Annotated in this window: 15 protein-coding genes, 1 tRNA gene and 1 pseudogene; 6 read left to right on the forward strand and 11 right to left on the reverse strand. The window is 66.6% G+C overall.

Annotated elements, in window-relative coordinates:
- Both AVZ66_RS09500 and AVZ66_RS09505 read right to left on the reverse strand, forming a co-directional pair.
- The gene (locus AVZ66_RS09500) at positions 1–840 is read right to left on the reverse strand and encodes a transporter substrate-binding domain-containing protein (protein WP_058983842.1); all 840 of its coding nucleotides are present in this window, start codon (positions 838–840) and stop codon (positions 1–3) included.
- Positions 841–897: 57 nt separating this feature from the next.
- A complete protein-coding gene (locus AVZ66_RS09505) occupies positions 898–1725 on the reverse strand; it encodes a COX15/CtaA family protein (RefSeq protein WP_058983843.1) in 828 nt (275 codons plus the stop codon).
- A 302-nt stretch (positions 1726–2027) separates the two neighbouring features.
- Here AVZ66_RS09505 and AVZ66_RS09510 point away from each other — a divergent pair, with 302 nt between their 5' ends.
- The gene (locus AVZ66_RS09510) at positions 2028–4274 is read left to right on the forward strand and encodes an NADP-dependent malic enzyme (protein ID WP_058983844.1); all 2247 of its coding nucleotides are present in this window, start codon (positions 2028–2030) and stop codon (positions 4272–4274) included.
- Positions 4275–4349: 75 nt separating this feature from the next.
- Here the strand turns inward: AVZ66_RS09510 and AVZ66_RS09515 are convergent, their stop codons facing one another.
- The gene (locus AVZ66_RS09515; protein WP_058983845.1) at positions 4350–4970 is read right to left on the reverse strand and encodes a hypothetical protein; all 621 of its coding nucleotides are present in this window, start codon (positions 4968–4970) and stop codon (positions 4350–4352) included.
- Positions 4971–5160: 190 nt separating this feature from the next.
- Here AVZ66_RS09515 and AVZ66_RS09520 point away from each other — a divergent pair, with 190 nt between their 5' ends.
- From AVZ66_RS09520 to AVZ66_RS09530, 3 genes are all read left to right on the forward strand, one after another.
- The gene (locus tag AVZ66_RS09520) at positions 5161–5538 is read left to right on the forward strand and encodes a hypothetical protein (RefSeq protein WP_058983846.1); all 378 of its coding nucleotides are present in this window, start codon (positions 5161–5163) and stop codon (positions 5536–5538) included.
- A 49-nt stretch (positions 5539–5587) separates the two neighbouring features.
- Positions 5588–6079 carry a CBS domain-containing protein gene (locus tag AVZ66_RS09525; protein ID WP_058983847.1) on the forward strand — a complete coding sequence of 164 codons (492 nt, stop codon included), beginning with the start codon at positions 5588–5590 and terminating at the stop codon, positions 6077–6079.
- A gap of 63 nt (positions 6080–6142) precedes the next feature.
- Entirely contained in the window at positions 6143–7060 is a 918-nt protein-coding gene (locus tag AVZ66_RS09530; RefSeq protein WP_058983848.1) for a DMT family transporter, read from the forward strand.
- Here the strand turns inward: AVZ66_RS09530 and AVZ66_RS09535 are convergent, their stop codons facing one another.
- The 3 genes from AVZ66_RS09535 to AVZ66_RS16260 form a co-directional block, all read right to left on the reverse strand.
- The gene (locus AVZ66_RS09535) at positions 7061–8029 is read right to left on the reverse strand and encodes an aldo/keto reductase (protein ID WP_058983849.1); all 969 of its coding nucleotides are present in this window, start codon (positions 8027–8029) and stop codon (positions 7061–7063) included.
- A 48-nt stretch (positions 8030–8077) separates the two neighbouring features.
- Complete coding sequence (locus tag AVZ66_RS09540) at positions 8078–8323, reverse strand: hypothetical protein (protein ID WP_058983850.1); 246 nt, start codon at positions 8321–8323, stop codon at positions 8078–8080.
- Positions 8324–8775: 452 nt separating this feature from the next.
- Positions 8776–8934 (reverse strand) — tRNA-Met (locus tag AVZ66_RS16260).
- 93 nt (positions 8935–9027) lie between these two features.
- Here AVZ66_RS16260 and AVZ66_RS09545 point away from each other — a divergent pair.
- Positions 9028–10089, forward strand: a complete 1062-nt coding sequence (locus tag AVZ66_RS09545) for a hypothetical protein (protein WP_058983851.1) — start codon at positions 9028–9030, stop codon at positions 10087–10089.
- Here AVZ66_RS09545 and AVZ66_RS09550 read toward each other — a convergent pair whose 3' ends face one another.
- Positions 10090–10467: a DUF5830 family protein gene (locus tag AVZ66_RS09550; RefSeq protein ID WP_058983852.1), complete on the reverse strand. Its 378-nt coding sequence runs from the start codon at positions 10465–10467 to the stop codon at positions 10090–10092.
- An 87-nt stretch (positions 10468–10554) separates the two neighbouring features.
- On the opposite strand from AVZ66_RS09550, the gene AVZ66_RS09555 reads away from it, so the two are divergent.
- Positions 10555–11175, forward strand: coding sequence for a TVP38/TMEM64 family protein (locus tag AVZ66_RS09555; protein WP_058983853.1), 621 nt, complete (start codon positions 10555–10557; stop codon positions 11173–11175).
- On the opposite strand, the gene AVZ66_RS09560 is transcribed toward AVZ66_RS09555, so the two are convergent.
- The 4 genes and pseudogenes from AVZ66_RS09560 to AVZ66_RS09565 all read right to left on the reverse strand — a co-directional run bounded on the left by AVZ66_RS09560 (position 11172) and on the right by AVZ66_RS09565 (position 15392).
- The gene (locus AVZ66_RS09560; protein ID WP_157575642.1) at positions 11172–11804 is read right to left on the reverse strand and encodes a hypothetical protein; all 633 of its coding nucleotides are present in this window, start codon (positions 11802–11804) and stop codon (positions 11172–11174) included. The genes AVZ66_RS09555 and AVZ66_RS09560 overlap by 4 nt on opposite strands.
- A gap of 15 nt (positions 11805–11819) precedes the next feature.
- Positions 11820–12008 (reverse strand): annotated as a pseudogene (locus AVZ66_RS17155) (homing endonuclease associated repeat-containing protein); the annotation flags it as partial.
- A 13-nt stretch (positions 12009–12021) separates the two neighbouring features.
- Positions 12022–12165, reverse strand: a complete 144-nt coding sequence (locus tag AVZ66_RS16650; protein WP_197407749.1) for an HVO_2523 family zinc finger protein — start codon at positions 12163–12165, stop codon at positions 12022–12024.
- Between the two features lie 86 nt (positions 12166–12251).
- Positions 12252–15392 (reverse strand): adenosylcobalamin-dependent ribonucleoside-diphosphate reductase, encoded by a 3141-nt coding sequence (locus tag AVZ66_RS09565; RefSeq protein ID WP_058983855.1) that lies wholly within the window; start codon positions 15390–15392, stop codon positions 12252–12254.
- Between the last annotated feature and the right edge of the window lie 286 nt (positions 15393–15678).

The raw sequence follows: 15678 nt of genomic DNA on the forward strand, positions 1-15678 counted from the left end.
TTATTCGCTAGCGAACCACTTCTGCGTGAGGTCGGCGTACGTGCCGTTGTCCTGAACAGCCTGCAGGCCCTCGTTGAGCGCGGTCTGGAGGTCGCTGGCGTTCTCGCGGACGCCGAAGCCGTACTGTTCGCCGGTCTGGATGGTGAACGAGATGACGACGTTGCGGTTCGCGACGAACGTCTCCGCGACCGGCGTGTCGACGATGACGGCGTCGATGTTGCCGTTGGCGAGGTCCTGCACGGCGAGGACGTAGTTCCCGTAGGTGTTGGCCTGCGAGCTGCTGATGGTGCCGTTCTCGACGAGCGAGTCCATCTGGTCTTTGCCGGTCGTCCCGGACTGGGCGCCGATGGGGCGGTCGGCGAGGTCGGACTTGCTCTCCGGCCGGAAGCTCCCACCTTCGCGCACGAGGACCGCCTGATTGGCGTCGTAGTAGGGGTTCGTGAAGTCGATGGTCTGGTCGCGTTCGTCGTTGATGGTCATCGCGGCGGCCGCGACGTCGATGTTGCCGTTGTCGAGCGCGACGATGAGTTGGTTGAACTCGAGGTCCTCCCAGTTGCCGAGTTCGTAGCTGTCGGTCTGGTCGACGACCGCGGACAGCAGGTCGACGTCGAAGCCGACGAGGTCACCGGACTCGTTGACGAACTCGAACGGCGGGAAGCCGGAGGCCGTCCCGGGCGTGATGGTCGTGACGTCTTCGGTGGTGGTGGTGTCGCCGCCACTGGACGTCGTGCCGCTGGTCGTCGAGCCATCTCCGTCGCCGCCGGTACAGCCGGCAACAGTCAGTGCAACGCCGGTACCGCCGACGCTCTTGAGGAACGTCCGTCGATCCAAGTTAGACATACCAGACAAATTCACCGGGAGGAACTTAAATACAACCGAAGCGTCGCGGTGTCCGCGTTACGCTAACGAGTGCTCGCTCGCGTCGGCAGCGCGCGCGGCGAAGACGAACAGCGCGGCGACGACGGCGGTGAGCGCGTAGTAGGTGAGTTGCACGGTCGCGGAGAACTGCACGACGCCGGTCCCGATGAGAATCTGGACTGTGACGGCGGCGATAGTGGCGACCATCGCCTGCGCGGCGCGCCGGTCGCCGCGGCGGCGCGCCCACACGAGCGCGGCGAGCGCAGCTGTGAACACGAGGAGTTCGAGCGCGTGGTGAATCAGTTGCACGCGCGTACCGTACACGGCGAAGACGGTGTTCCGGGAGAACACCAGCGCGACCGGGAGCACGGCGAGGCCGGCCAGCGAGGCGGTTCGGACGCGTCCGATACCTTCGCCGACGAGTTCGCGCATCCGCAGGGTCGTGTAGAGGAGCGTCCCGAAGATGGCGAGCGCGGCGAGGTGGTGGACGGCCTGCGTGATGGGCATGTACCCCCACGGGACGAGGCCGCTGAACGTGACGGTGGTGCCGCCGAGAATCACCTGGATGGGCAGGAGGACGACGGCGAGCACGCCACCAATTTTGACGTCGCGGGCGTCGAAGCGTCGCCACGAGACGGCGCCGGTGCCGAGGATGAAGAAGCCGACGAACATCGCGAACCCGCGGTGGAACTGTTCGATGAAATCGTGGAGCTGGAGGCCCAGCGGGAGTAGTTGGCCATTGCAGGTGGGCCACTGCAGCCCACAGGTCGCGCCCGACCCGGAGACGGCGGTGTACTCGCCGACGAGGATGAGCGCGAACGTCAGGGCGGTCGTCACGGCCGCGAGTTGGTAGGAGCGGCGGTCCATAGCTCAGATTTTTGGGTCAGTGTACGTAGGCGTGTCGTATTGAGCGTGGTTCGGAGCGAGCGACAGCGAGCGAGAACCACGTTAACGCGAGCGGGGAGCGCAGCGACCCGCGAGTGGCGTGCCCGACCGGAGGGAGGCCACGTTACAGCGAGCGGCGAACATCGTGAGCCGCGGGCAGCGTGGTGCGAAACGCCGTTCCGGGGGAACGTCGCCCCCTCGAACCCGACGCGTTTCGACGTTCGACGTAACAACATTCGACGCGTTGGGATAGGTTTTTGCCCGTCGCCGCGGCAGACAACGACATGGGATTAGACGAGGACTCTCTGGACTACCACGCCAGCGACCCGCCCGGGAAGATCGAGATTTCGACGACGAAACCGACGAACACGCAGCGTGACCTCTCGCTGGCGTACTCGCCGGGCGTCGCGGCGCCGTGTCGCCACATCGACGCCGACCCCGAGGACGCGTTCAAGTACACCGCGAAGGGGAACATGGTCGGCGTCGTCTCGAACGGCTCCGCGGTGCTCGGCCTCGGCGACATCGGCGCGCAGGCGTCCAAGCCCGTCATGGAGGGGAAGGGCGTGCTGTTCAAGCGGTTCGCGGACATCGACGTCTTCGACGTCGAACTCGACCAGAAGAGCGCCGACGACATCATCGAGTCGGTGGCCGCGATGGAGCCGACGTTCGGCGGCATCAACCTCGAGGACATCAAGGCGCCGGAGTGCTTCGAAATCGAGACGCGGCTCCGCGAGGAGATGGACATCCCCGTGTTCCACGACGACCAGCACGGCACCGCCATCATCTCCGGCGCTGCACTCCTGAACGCCGCCGAAATCGCGGACAAGGACCTCGAAGACCTCGACGTGGTCTTCTCGGGGGCGGGCGCGTCGGCCATCGCGTCCGCGAAGTTCTACGTCTCGCTGGGCGTCGAGCGCGAGAACATCACGATGTGTGACTCCTCGGGCATCATCACCGAGGACCGCGACGTCAACGAGTTCAAAGCCGAGTTCGCCAGCCCCGCCGGCGAGGGCGGCGACCTCGCGGACGCGATGGCCGACGCGGACGTCTTCGTCGGCCTCTCGGTCGGCGGCATCGTCAGCCAAGAGATGGTGCAGTCGATGGCGGACAACCCCATCGTGTTCGCGATGGCGAACCCCGACCCCGAAATCGGCTACGAGGAAGCCAAGGCCGCCCGCGACGACACCGTCATCATGGCGACCGGGCGCTCGGACTACCCGAATCAGGTGAACAACGTGCTCGGGTTCCCGTTCATCTTCCGGGGCGCGCTGGACGTCCGCGCGACGGACATCAACGAGGACATGAAAGTCGCGTGCGCTCGGGCGCTCGCCGACCTCGCGAAACAGGACGTGCCCGACGCCGTCGTGAAGGCGTACGGCGACCAGCCGCTGCAGTTCGGCCCGGAGTACATCATTCCGAAGCCGCTGGACCCGCGCGTGCTGTTCGAGGTCGCGCCCACCATCGCGGAGGCCGCCATCGACTCCGGGGTCGCGCGCCGCGACCTCGACCTCGAAGCGTACCGCGAGGAACTGGAAGCGCGCCTCGGGAAGAGCCGCGAGATGATGCGCATCGTCCTCAACAAGGCCAAGAGCGACCCCAAGCGCGTCGCGCTCGGCGAGGGCGACGACGAGAAGATGATTCGCGCGGCCTACCAGATGGCCGAAGAGGGCATCGCCGAACCCGTACTCATCGGCGACCGCGACACCATCGACGGTGTCGTCGCCGCGCTGGGTCTGGACTTCGACCCCGAAATCGTCGACCCCGGCGAGGGCAGCCACGAGGCGTACGCCGAGCGCCTCCACGAAATCCGCCAGCGCAAGGGCATCACGCGCAGCGAGGCCGAGTCGCTGGTGAAACGCGACCCGAACTACCTCGGTGCGACGATGGTCGAAGCCGGGGACGCGGACGCGCTCCTCACCGGTCTCACGCACCACTACCCGAGCGCGTTGAAGCCGCCGCTGCAGGTCGTCGGCACCGCGCCGGACGCCGACTACGTCGCCGGCGTCTACATGCTGACGTTCAAGAACCGCGTCATCTTCTGCGCGGACACCACGGTCAACCAGGACCCCGACGCGGACGTGCTCGCGGAGGTCGCCGAACACACCGCCGAACTCGCGCGCCGGTTCAACGTCGACCCGCGCGTCGCGATGCTGTCGTACTCGAACTTCGGCAGCGTCGACAACGAGGGGACGCGCAAGCCACGGGAGGCCGCACAGATGCTCCGCGACGCGGACGTCGACTTCCCCGTGGACGGCGAGATGCAGGCAGACAGCGCGGTCGTCGAGGACATCCTCGAAGGCACCTACGAGTTCTCCGACCTCGATGACCCCGCGAACGTGCTCATCTTCCCGAACCTCGAAGCCGGGAACATCGGCTACAAGCTCCTCCAGCGACTCGGCGGCGCCGACGCCATCGGCCCGATGCTGGTGGGGATGGACGAGCCGGTCCACGTCCTCCAGCGGGGCGACGAAGTCAAGGATATCGTGAACCTCGCGGCCGTCGCCGTCGTCGACGCCCAGCAGGAAGACTAGAACGGAACCGAAACACGCCGTCTGAATTTTTCTTCGAGCGAGAACAGGGCTTTTCGACAGCGCAAAAAGTGGGTTTCAGTCGCTCGCGCGGCGGTCGCTGCGCGAGGGCGGTGGGACCTGCGAGTCGCCGGTGTCGCGTTCGGGGAGCAGACAGCGAGCGGGTTCGTCGTTGACGTGTCCGTACTGTTCGGGCGCGTTCGCGAGCACGTGCGCGGGGTTGGCGTTGCTCTCCAGTTGCGCCGCGCGAACCTCCTCGAAACCCATGACGCGTGCGCGGATGCCGCGCCAGTGGTGGTCGGCTGTCGCGGGCGGCGAGAACTCCGTAATCGGGCGGTAGTCGTGGGCGCGGGCGGCAAGCGCCGCGGTATTGACGTCGCCCGCGAGGTCGTTGTGGTCGACGAGCACGCCGACGCGGGCGTCCCGGGGAGCACGCGACGCGAGCACGTCCAGACCGAGGTGGAGCGCGCGGTACTCGGCGACGTTGTTGTTCGGGGCTTCGTCGGGCACGGCGAAGCGCGCGACGCGCTCGCCGTCCCGGGTTTCGACGATGACGCCGAGCCCACTGCCGTCGCGCGAGTACGAGCCGTCAGTCGCGACGTAGAAGTCCCGTCGATGGGACTGTGGGGGGTGTGCGATGTGCGGCGTCGGCGAGTCGTCGAACAGGTCTCGGAGTTTCGACCGGCCCACGATGGCCATACGCCACGTTACGAGCGCCGGAACTTAAGCAATCCGCCGGTTGGCGCGGTGAGCCGACGACCTTTCGTGGACGTGAACCGAGAGTCCGGAACCGCGCCAGCAAGTTCAGACAGCTAACACGTTTATTCACCGATGCTTCTGTTCGGAATGATACCAAACGCTAATTCGTGTGAACTTAGTAACACTACGTATGGCAGAAGCTAGCACGTCCTTCGCGGGCGGTGGTCCGGACGACACGTTCCGCCGGGCGACGGAGGCAATCAAGCAGCGGGGTGGTGACGCCCTCCGTATCGTGTTCCAGTACGAGCGCGACGCCGTTGACGTCCAGTACGTCGAGGACTGCCGGCTCGACGAAGACCTCCTGCCGCGCATCCAGCAACTCCGCGAGCGCGCGCTCGAACTCGGCGACACCACGGCGGACACCGAAGTCGACGCCCACGGCGAAGTCGAGACCGTTCTCGCCGTCCACGAGGACGCCGTCGTCCTCTACCTCCTGGTCACTCCGGACGAAGGACTGGTCGCCGTCCACGACCGCACCGGCGAACCCTTCGACGGCGACCTGCTCTGAGTCGGCCCGCATCCAAAACGATACGTGTCGCGGCCCCGAGGACTCCCGTATGCAGGCACGCGACCTGATGACCGAAGACGTCGAAACCGTCCACGAGGACGACGAAGTCAGCGACGTCCTCCAGCAGCTCGCCCGGCGTGACTTCACCGGCTTCCCCGTCGTCGACGACGACGACCGACTCGTCGGCGTGATCACCCAGCGGGACTTCGTAGAGCTGTTCCAGCCCAAAGACCACACCGTCTGGATTCCCATCGGACTGCCGCCGTTCCTCGAGACGCTCGACTACGGCATCGACCTCTCGTGGAACGAACTGGAGACCGAACTGGACCTCGCGAAGAGCGCCGGCAAGCCCGTCTCGAAGATTATGACGCGGGACGTGCTCACGGTCGGCCCGGACGCCAGCGTCGACGACGTGCTCGGCATCCTCGCCGCCGACGAACGCGACGTCAACCGTGTCCCCGTCATCGAGGACGACGTCGTCGTCGGCATCGTCACCCGACAGGACGTGCTTCGCGCGCTCCACGACGAACGCACCCGGTAGCCGGCAGCGGCAAAACGGGTACGGCTCCGAAAGCGTAAACGTCGCCCCACTCGGAGGGTCGGCGTGACCAACTACCGGAACGCCGCGCTGTTTCTCGCGCTCGCAGCGGCATGGGGGTCGGCGTTCGTCGCCATCAAAGCGGGCCTCGACGCCGGGTTCGAGCCCGTGCTGTTCGCGGCCGTCCGCTACGACGTCGCGGGCGTGCTGATGCTCGCGTACGCGGCGTACGCCGCCGACAACTGGCTCCCACAGTCGCGTGCGGACTGGACCGTCGTCGCTATCGCCGCCGTCTTCCTCATCGCCGCCTACCACGCGCTCCTCTTCGTGGGCGAACAGCAGACGACCAGCGCCGTCGCCGCCGTCGTCGTCAGCCTCAGCCCCGTCCTCACGACCGGATTCGCGCGGGCGTTCCTCCCCGCCGAACGGCTCTCCGCGGGCGGCATCGCCGGCCTCCTGCTCGGACTCGTCGGCGTCGTCGTGCTCTCGAACCCCGACCCGTCGAACCTCCTCGGCGGGAACACCGTCGGCGTCCTCCTCGTGTTCGGGGCGTCGTCGTGCTTCGCGCTCGGGAGCGTGCTCACCCAGCGCGTCGACGACGACCTCGACATCGAGACGATGGAAGCGTGGGCGATGCTGCTCGGCGCGCTCCTCATGCACGCAGCCAGCCTCGCGCGCGGCGAGACGCAGACGATTCCGCGGAACACGGACGCGCTGTTCGCCATCGGGTACCTCTCGCTGGTCGCCAGCGCCGCCGGCTTCCTCGTCTACTTCGAGCTACTGGACCGACTCGGCCCCATCGAAATCAACCTCGTGAGCTACGTCGCGCCGGTCTTCGCCGCGGTCGTCGGCCTGCTCGTGCTCGCGGAGCCGATTACCCCGCACACGGTCGCCGGCTTCGCCGTCATCTTCGCGGGCTTCTGCCTGCTGAAGCGCCGCGCACTCGCCGAGGAACTGGGGAACGTCCGCGCCGCGTGGGGGTAGCTACTTCGCGCGAGCGATGCGGTCGAACTGGTCGGCGCTCAGCGTGAGGTCCGCGGCCGCGAGGTTCTCGCGGAGTTGCTCGGGCGTGCGAGCGCCCGTAATCGGTGCGACGACCTGCTCGTGGTGGAGCAGCCACGAGAGTGACACCTGCGCGGGCGTCGCGCCGACCTCCCCGGCGACGGCTTCGACCTCTTCGAGCGCGTCGAAGTTCTCCGCGGTGAGATACGAGTCCACGAACTGCTGGTCAGTCGCGCCCCGCGTCCCCGCCGGCGGTGCTTGGCCGCGCGCGTACTTCCCCGTGAGGAAGCCGCCGGCCAGCGGCGACCACGGCACGACGCCGAGGTCGTAGTCCCGGCACATGTCGAGGTACGTCGCCTCGATTTCCCGGTTGACCGCGTTGTACCGGGGCTGGACGACAGTGAACGGCTCGTACCCCTCGCGGCGCGCGATCTCGTTGGCCTTCGCGACCTTCCACGCGTTCGGCTCGAACGTCGACGCGCCGAGGTAGTGGACCTTCCCGTCGCGGACGAACTCGTCGAGCGTGCGCATGAACTCGCGGGCGGGCGTCCGGTCGTCCCAGCGGTGGATGTAGAGTACGTCGAGGTAGTCGGTATCGAGGCGCTCCAGAATCGCGTCGACGTTGTTCCGGAGGTGCTTGCGGTTGAGGCCGCGGCCGTTCGGGCCCTCGCGAGTGGGCCAGTAAATTTTGGAGGCGACGACGTACTCGTCGCGGTCGCGGCCGGCGAGCCACTCGCCGATGTACTGCTCGGCGCGGCCGCTGCCGTACATGTCTGCGGTGTCGACGAAACGGCCGCCGGCGTCGGCGTACGCGTCGAGAAGTTCGTGTGCGCGCTCGCGGCCGACTTCGACCTCGCCGGCGTCGTTCTCGCGGCCGAAGCGCCACGTCCCGAAGGCGACTTCGGAGACGCGGAGCCCGGTGTCGCCGAGCGAAACAGCGTCGAGACCCATACGGGGACCGTGATGGGGGGCGGTGTTAAGCGGCGCGTCTTCGAGTCGTCAGTTCGACTTGTGGCGGTGACCGAGCACGAGCGCGACGACGTGGAGGGCGACCATCGCGACGAGTGCGGTCTGTTGGGCCGTCGTGTCGGGGCCCGCGACGACCAGCGGGGTGTACAGGAACGGGAGCGTGACCGCCGCCCAGAAGCCCGCGACCTCGAAGGGCTTCAGGAGGGTGGCGGACGCGGGGGTGTTCACGGCGTCCGATGCGACCTCGGCGATTGCGGAGCGGGAGGGGGCAGACATTGGGTCTCACCTCGTCTACTCCACCCTACTGGCGCCGACCCCATATAGGGGGTCGACCGTTGCCCGGATTTCAGTACGTTTCACCGCGAGTAACCCCGATTTCGGGACGTTTTACGACGGCCTAAGAATCGCCGAAACGTTTTACAATCCGTTCTAAGGGCGTTTCGGGATTTCGGCGATTCGTCCGGCCACAACCGTTATTGGCGGCGATTCGACGGCTCCCGAGTCCTCCCGAGCACTCCGGAGTCGTCACTCGGGATTCGGAGGGTTCGTCGGGCGTCCAGAGCCGCTACTCGACGGTCGAAGTTGAAGAAGTGCCCGGGGAGGATTTGTGAACCGAGCCGAGACGGTCGCTCGCGGCTTCGCCGCTCACGCTGCGTCTCGTCGGGTTCAAAACCGCCGCCGTCACTTCACGTGGCTGTCGCTCGCCGTCGTGAGCGACGTAGTGAAAGTGCCCGGGGAGGGTTTTGAACCCTCGATCTCCGCATGTCCCAGGTTCGAGGCTCGGCGGGCCTCGCGGACATGCTGAGCATCCACGTGGCGAGTGGGATGCCGCACCGAAGCTCGGAACCCTATGAGTGCGGCGCTATGACCAGCTAAGCCACCCGGGCTCGATTCCGGCTAGGGCGAGGTCGCTCTTGAACCTTCTTATCTCGGTCGACGCACCCGCCGGGTTTAAGCCGAGGCGGTTGCTTCGGGCGAACATGAACGTACCTGCGCTCGTCCAATCCTCGCTCGGGGACGAGGACGTCGCCGCACACGTGCCGTTGAAGGGGGAGGACGCGGTGTTCGTCACGCCGTCGCGGACGCTCGTCTACACGGCCGATGGCCTGTTGAGCGACGAGAACGTCGAGGAGTTCCCGCACGACGCCGAAGGGATCGCGGTCAGCGAGGGTCGACGGAAGGCGAAACTCACGCTGGACTACGGACTGGACGGCGAGGAGTCGTTCTCGGTGCCGTCGGGGAAACTCGACGACGTGCTCCACCCGATTCTCGCGGGCGTGCTGAACGCTGCCGACGTGACACAGCCCGGAGAGACGGTCAAGCGCACGTACCGGTTCAGCGAACTCACGCTCGTGGTGACCAGCGACCGCGTCGTCAAGCACATCGGCTCGGCCGTCTGGGGCACCGACTACGAGGAAATCGGCTACGACTCGGTGACCGGTATCGACGTCGAGGACGGCAACGTCTCCAGCCAACTTGTCCTCGAAACGACCACGCGCACCCAGCGCATCAAGGCGCCCAACGAGCAGTTCCGCGACGTCCGCGAGACCGTCGAGGAAGCCGTCTACGCGTATCACGACGCCTCGGGCGCCGCGGAGTTCGAGCGCATGAACGTCGACGAGGACGCAGGCTCGACGACCGAGGAAGTGTCGTTCGGCGGCGGCGTCGACCCAATCGACACGAGCGGCGTCGGTGAGGACGACGAAGAGGCGAGCGGCGACGGAGCGAGTGCGGGAGGAGAAGCGGCGGCTTCGACAGCAGCGGCCGAGACCGGCGAACCGGCAGACGGCGCGGACAGCGACGAGTTCGCGTCCAGCGGCTTCCAGACCGCCGCCGCGAAGGTCGAACCGCCCGTCGACCCCGAGGAACTGGACGCGGAACTCGACGACCTCGAAGAGACCGTCGAGGAACTCGCGGACGCGCTGGCCGAGCAGCGCGAGCTCGCGGCGCGCCAGCAGGAAGCCCTCGAAGCCCAAGAAGCCGTCATCGAGGCCCAGCGCGACCGACTCGCTGCGCTGCGCGACCTCGTCGACGAGGAGTAGTTACTCGCGGCCCGTGACTTTGCGGATGCACGACGACCCGAACGCGCCCAGTTCGCCGTGCTCGAAGTTGATGAAGTAGCCCGTGTTGATGGACGCGCCACAGCGCCGACACGAGAACTCGCCCTCTTTGGTGATGACGTCGGATTGGAAGGAGACGTAGCTGCCGCCCTGCGGTTGGACGTCGCCGCCCTCGCGCTCGACGACGCCGCGGCGTTCGGCTTCTTCGAGAATCTCGCGAGTGGTCCGCGGGTGCGTTGTCACGGTTTCGAGGCGGTCGACGGCGTCGGCGACGGGCAGCGACTCGAATTCGAGGTTCGCGAGCAACTCCACGCCGAGTTCCACGGGGTCCTCGACGTTCCCGGCGTCGCCGTCGGTCATGTGTCGTGGTGGGGCGAGCGCGCGCTTAACGCTTGCGCGACGCCCGAATGGACAACGCTAAACCCGCTGCTCGGGTAGCACGCGGCGATGAAACGGTACGCGGCCGGCGCCGCGCTCACGGCGGTGCTCGTGCTCGCCGCCGTGGCGCGGCCGGCCGACGCGCTCGGCGCGCTACAAAGTGCGCTTGCGAGCCCGTGGTTCCCCGTGCTGCTGGTCGGCCTCTACGCTGTCCGCCCGCTGCTGGGGTGGCCCATCAGCGTGCTGTCCGCGCTCGTCGGCTTCCAGTACGGCCTCGTCGCGGGCGTGCCAATCGCGCTCAGCGGCGCGGTCGCCACGAGCCTCCCGGCGTACGCCGCGGGCCGGTATGCGCCCGCAGACGGCCGACTTTTCGGGCGCTTCACTGACGGGAGCCGCCGGTTCTTTGCTGCGACGGGCGACGTACGGGGACTGGTCGCCGCGCGGTTCGCGCCCACGCCAGCGGAGCCGGTTTCGGCCGCAGCGGGCGCCGGCGACGTGACCCCCCGGTCGTTCGTGGCCGGGACGTTCGTCGGGGAACTCCCGTGGGTCGTCGCGACTGTCGCACTCGGCAGCGGACTCGACGCGTTCACGATGGCTGCGACGGACGTGAACCCCATTATCGTCGCGGGCAGCGTACTCGCGGCCGCCGTCCTGTTGAGTCCGGTCGCGTACCGGGCGTGGCATAGTTAATCTACCGCATATTTGACGACAGAAATCGCGGTCTCTCGCTTCCGAGCGAGCGCGGGCCTCGTCCGCTTCCGGTCGGGGTACAGCCAGTGATACAGCGACGGAAGCACGCCCGAAACCCGCAGGTACGCCCACGACCGGTGGTCGTACTCCTCCGAAACGATGTCCGAATCGAACGGAATCCATGATTGAAGCGCACGAAGGCGCCTCGGATTGCCGTCCGTAATCGTCCACTTGTGTTTACCCACGTATCCGTCGGCGTCAGAGAGTCCCCGAAGGAATCCTCGGCGGAGTGACCACGCCCGCAACGCCGGCAGCGTCCCGTCGAACCCCTTCGTAGTCGTGAAGTTGTGACTCATCAGGTGGGCAACGAACTCCGGGTCACCGATTCGAATGTGGCGCACGTCCCCGTCTTCGATAATCGCGTTCTCCGCGCGGATGGTTCGTTTGAACGCCCGCAGTCGTTCCGCGTCCGTAGCGTGTTGAGTTAACTGGACGCGGTGTCCGTGCTCGCGCTCCACCAGGCTTCCGTCACCGAACAACATCCCAAGCCAGTACGCGGTCGTCGGCGAATCGATTGCTTCGAAGAAGTCGGACCGAACCGGCTTCGGCGGCCGGCCACCGTCAGTCACCGGAATCCCCGCACTCCGCTTCGCGTCACTCCAACAGCCGAATCGACTCGAAATCACCGAAGCCGATGGCCGGAATCCAGCTTCCTCGTACGTTCGGCGAGGTGGCGACCGTCCGAACTGTTCAGCCGCCGCGCGCAGCGCGTTCAGACAGTCCTCGTCAGTGTAGGTCTGGTCTGCCACGCCCTCAGGTGGTCTCGTCCCCACATTTGAGGGTTCGCTACGACACCCAGAAGGTGTCCGAACAATCGTACAGGACGCCGTGCTGCGGGCAGACGTACTTGCAGTGGCGCTTGAACATCGCCGCGTCGCACATCGGACAGCGGCTGCCGCCGCGTTCCGTGCCCGTCGACTGCTCGCTCATACCCGTGGCTGCGTGCGCGACGAGCATAGGCGTGTCCCTCGCGCGCCGAGAACGGGAAAAGAACGCAGAGCGGTTACTGACTCAGTTCAGCACTCGCTCCAGCCACAGGACTCGCAGGTCTTGCAGCCTTCGCTGTAGTACAGCGTCATCGACCCGCAGTCCGGGCACTCGGGGCTCTCGCCCGCGTCGATGAGCGACTGCGTGGCGTCCTGTTCGGTCTGCTGTTCCTCGCCGGCGTTCGACGGACCCTGCGGGCCGCCGACAGCGGGGTCGGCCGCGGCGCCGCCGTCAGTCTCGGGCGTCGAAGCGCCGTCGGCCACTTCGCCGAGACGCTGCTGCTGGGGGTAGGCGGCGCGGTCGACGTCACCGTCGAGGTAGCGCCGCAGCGCGGTACCGAACGCGTCCGGGATGGAGTTGACCTGTTCGCCCTTGTCCCAGGCGACCTTCGGGGAGCGGATGCCCTGAAGCTTGGCCGCAATCTCTTCGGGGTCGACGCCGGAGCGCAGCGCCACCGAAATGGTCTTCGCGAGCGCCTCGGTGAACGAGCCGGTGAAGCCACCGCTGTTGCCCGTGTTCGCGAACAGCTCGAACGGCCGCTCGCGCTCGGGGTCCTCGTTGATGGTGACGTAGAGCTTCCCGTAGCCCGTGTCGACGCGCTGGGTGACGCCGTGGAGGAGGTCGGGGCGAGCCTGCTTCTCGGCGAACTCGCCGTCGAAGGCGTCCTCCTCGCCCGCGAAGATGTCGCGGAGGTCCTCGCCGAACGCGGCCTGGACGTCCTCGTTGTCGAGGAAGCCCTCGATGCCGCCGAACGTCTCCTCGATGGTCTCGACGATGGCTTCGGCGGCCTCGTCCTCGTCCATCTGGGAGAACTCGGTGTTCTCGGCGCGCGTCGTCAGCACCTGCTTGCTGCGGGTGCCGTCGCGGTAGACGGTGACGCCCTTGCCACCGTTCTCGTAGATGTAGCGGTACACTTCGTCCATGTCCTCGACGGACGCGTCGTTCGGGAAGTTACACGTCTTCGAGATGGCGGAGTCGACGCCCTGCTGGCAGGCCGTCTGGACCGCCGCGTGGTCCTTCCCGGAGAGGTCGGAGGTCACGACGAACAGCTCGCCGATGGAGTCCGGGACGGTCGTCAGCCCGTCGACGCCGTCGAACTCGTTGTTCGACATCTGCGCTTGGGCTTCTTCTTTGACCGCGTCGACGTCGATGTCGTTGGCCTCCAGCGTGCGGAGGAAGTAGTCGTCGAACTCCACGAGCATCTCGTCGCCCTGCACGTCGTCGCTGACGTTCTTGTAGTAGGCGACGTTGTAGATGGGCTCACAGCCGCCCGTGGTGTTCCCGACCATCGACGTGGTGCCGGTCGGCGCGATGGTCGTCGTGTTGTGGTTGCGAATCGGGTAGCCGTCCGCCCAGTCGGCCGGGTCCTCGCCCGTGTGGTGTTCGAACCACTCGGGGTACTCGGTGGGGTCAGCGTACTTGGACTTGTCCCACTCGTCGAAGCTCCCGCGCTCGGTGGCGAGGTCGTGGCTGGCTTCCTTCGACCCGTGGTTGATGCGGCGCATGACCTGGCGCGCGATCTCGTTGCCCTCCTCGCTGCCGTACTTCACGCCGAGCTGGATGTACAGCTGCGCGAGGCCCATGACGCCGAGGCCGACCTTCCGCATCTCGGCGACCTTCTCTTCGATCTCCTCGACGGGGAAGTCCGACATCGTGACGACGTTCTCCAGGAAGCGCGTGCCCTGCTCGATGCGGTGGTCGAACGCCTCGGTGTCGAGAGCGTCTTCGAGGAAGCGGTCGACGCCGTCTTCGAGGCTGTCGAACTCGTTGTTCTCGCTCCAGACGCGCCAGTCGGGGGCGTTCTGCGCGGCGAGCGTCGAGAGGTTGATGTGGCCGAGGTTACACGCCTCGTACTCTTCGAGGGGCTGCTCGCCGCAGGGGTTCGTCGCGAGGATGCGGTGGTCGGGGTGTTCTTCGACGTCGAAGGAGTGCTGCTTGTTGACGCGTTCGAGGTAGATGACGCCGGGTTCGCCGTTCTCGTGGGCGCCTTGGACGATGCGCTCCCAGACCAGTTCCGCGGGGAGCGTGAGTTCCTCGCCGGGCGTGACGTACTCGCCGAGGTCGTACCGGGAGTACATCTCCTCGGTCTCCTCGGTGGCGATGTGGGGCTCCTCGGTGCGGGGGTTCGTGAACGTGTACTCCTCGCCGTTCTCGAGGGCCTCCATGAAGCCGTCCGTGACGCCCACGGAGATGTTGAAGTTCGAGAGGTGGCCCTCGACGGCGTTGCGGAGGTGTTCGGGGACGCGGCCGTCCTCGTCGATGAGTTCGCGGGCCTCTTCGAGGGCTTCCGAGAACTCCGTGTACGTGTAGTCGTCGGGGTCGTTGAGTTTGAGCGTGTGCGCCAGCGAGACGTCCTTGTTCTTCGCGTGGATGAACTCGATGACGTCCGGGTGGCTGACTCGCATCACGGCCATCTGCGCGCCGCGGCGTGCGCCGCCTTGCGCGATGGTCTCGCACATCTGGTCGAACGTCTCCATGAACGTCAGCGGGCCGGAGGCGATGCCGCCAGTGGAGCCGACGGTGTCGCCGTACGGGCGGAGCTTCCAGAACGCGTACCCCATGCCGCCGCCGGACTGGAAGACCTCCGCGGCCTCCTTGGCGGTCTGGTGGATGTCGGTGATGTCGTCGTCCGGGGAGTCGACGAAGCACGCCGAGAGCTGCTGGAGCTCGTCGCCGGCGTTCATCAGCGTCGGGGAGTTCGGCATAAAGGAGAGGTCCTGCATGAGGCTCTGGAACTCCTCGCGCTGGGCTTCGACGTGCTCGCGGACGTCGTCGTCGTCGAGTTCGGGGACGACGGTGTCGTAGGCGAACTTGTTGACGTTGCTCTCGGTGAGTTCGACCTCGGCGTCGTCGTCTTGGGAGACGCCCTCGCCGAACACTTCCTCGGCGAGTTCGTCGCGGCGCGGGTGGTCGGGCTTGAGCTGGTCGGGCGTGACCGTCACCGGCTCGTCGCTCTCGTAGACGACTTCCGCCAGCGAGATGTTCTTGGCGACGCGCACGAAGAGGTCCTCCTGCTCCTCGACGAGTTCGCCGTCGGTGTTCTTGCGGAGGTAGCGCGCCGGCAGGATGTTGTGGTATGCGTTAGCAGTGAGTCGTTCTTCGAGCGAGTCGCCGGTCGTCCGCTTGATGGGGAGCTGGACTTCGTCCGCGGAGACGTTCGGCGTGCTCATTGACAGTCACTCCTCGGTACAGTCCGTGTAGTGGGTTGTTGGTGTATCATGGATGGTCTAATTCCGGGTGTCGATAGGGACGACAAGGTACCGGGCACGGGAGGTTAGTAGTTGCGCTTCCGGCCCCCCGTGCTGACGGTCCACAAATCGCCCTGAATCCGCGTGCTTGAACCGTTAGGCTGGAGCGGATATAACGCTACTCAAAGCGTGGTGAAAGTGGTCGACTGTGGCCGGCCGAAGCCACCGACGTGGCCCGGGTTTCAGTTCCGGTCGTCCAGTGGAACCG

Source organism: Halobacterium sp. CBA1132, from assembly GCF_001485535.1.
Lineage (GTDB): Archaea > Halobacteriota > Halobacteria > Halobacteriales > Halobacteriaceae > Halobacterium.

Excerpts from the sequence above, each read along its gene's own strand:
- AVZ66_RS09500 (WP_058983842.1), bottom strand. The coding sequence starts at position 840 with ATGTCTAACTTGGATCGACGGACGTTCCTCAAGAGCGTCGGCGGTACC.
- AVZ66_RS09505 (WP_058983843.1), bottom strand. The coding sequence starts at position 1,725 with ATGGACCGCCGCTCCTACCAACTCGCGGCCGTGACGACCGCCCTGACG.
- AVZ66_RS09510 (WP_058983844.1), top strand. The coding sequence starts at position 2,028 with ATGGGATTAGACGAGGACTCTCTGGACTACCACGCCAGCGACCCGCCC.
- AVZ66_RS09515 (WP_058983845.1), bottom strand. The coding sequence starts at position 4,970 with ATGGCCATCGTGGGCCGGTCGAAACTCCGAGACCTGTTCGACGACTCG.
- AVZ66_RS09520 (WP_058983846.1), top strand. The coding sequence starts at position 5,161 with ATGGCAGAAGCTAGCACGTCCTTCGCGGGCGGTGGTCCGGACGACACG.
- AVZ66_RS09525 (WP_058983847.1), top strand. The coding sequence starts at position 5,588 with ATGCAGGCACGCGACCTGATGACCGAAGACGTCGAAACCGTCCACGAG.
- AVZ66_RS09535 (WP_058983849.1), bottom strand. The coding sequence starts at position 8,029 with ATGGGTCTCGACGCTGTTTCGCTCGGCGACACCGGGCTCCGCGTCTCC.
- AVZ66_RS09540 (WP_058983850.1), bottom strand. The coding sequence starts at position 8,323 with ATGTCTGCCCCCTCCCGCTCCGCAATCGCCGAGGTCGCATCGGACGCC.
- AVZ66_RS09545 (WP_058983851.1), top strand. The coding sequence starts at position 9,028 with ATGAACGTACCTGCGCTCGTCCAATCCTCGCTCGGGGACGAGGACGTC.
- AVZ66_RS09550 (WP_058983852.1), bottom strand. The coding sequence starts at position 10,467 with ATGACCGACGGCGACGCCGGGAACGTCGAGGACCCCGTGGAACTCGGC.
- AVZ66_RS09555 (WP_058983853.1), top strand. The coding sequence starts at position 10,555 with ATGAAACGGTACGCGGCCGGCGCCGCGCTCACGGCGGTGCTCGTGCTC.
- AVZ66_RS16650 (WP_197407749.1), bottom strand. The coding sequence starts at position 12,165 with ATGAGCGAGCAGTCGACGGGCACGGAACGCGGCGGCAGCCGCTGTCCG.
- AVZ66_RS09565 (WP_058983855.1), bottom strand. The coding sequence starts at position 15,392 with ATGAGCACGCCGAACGTCTCCGCGGACGAAGTCCAGCTCCCCATCAAG.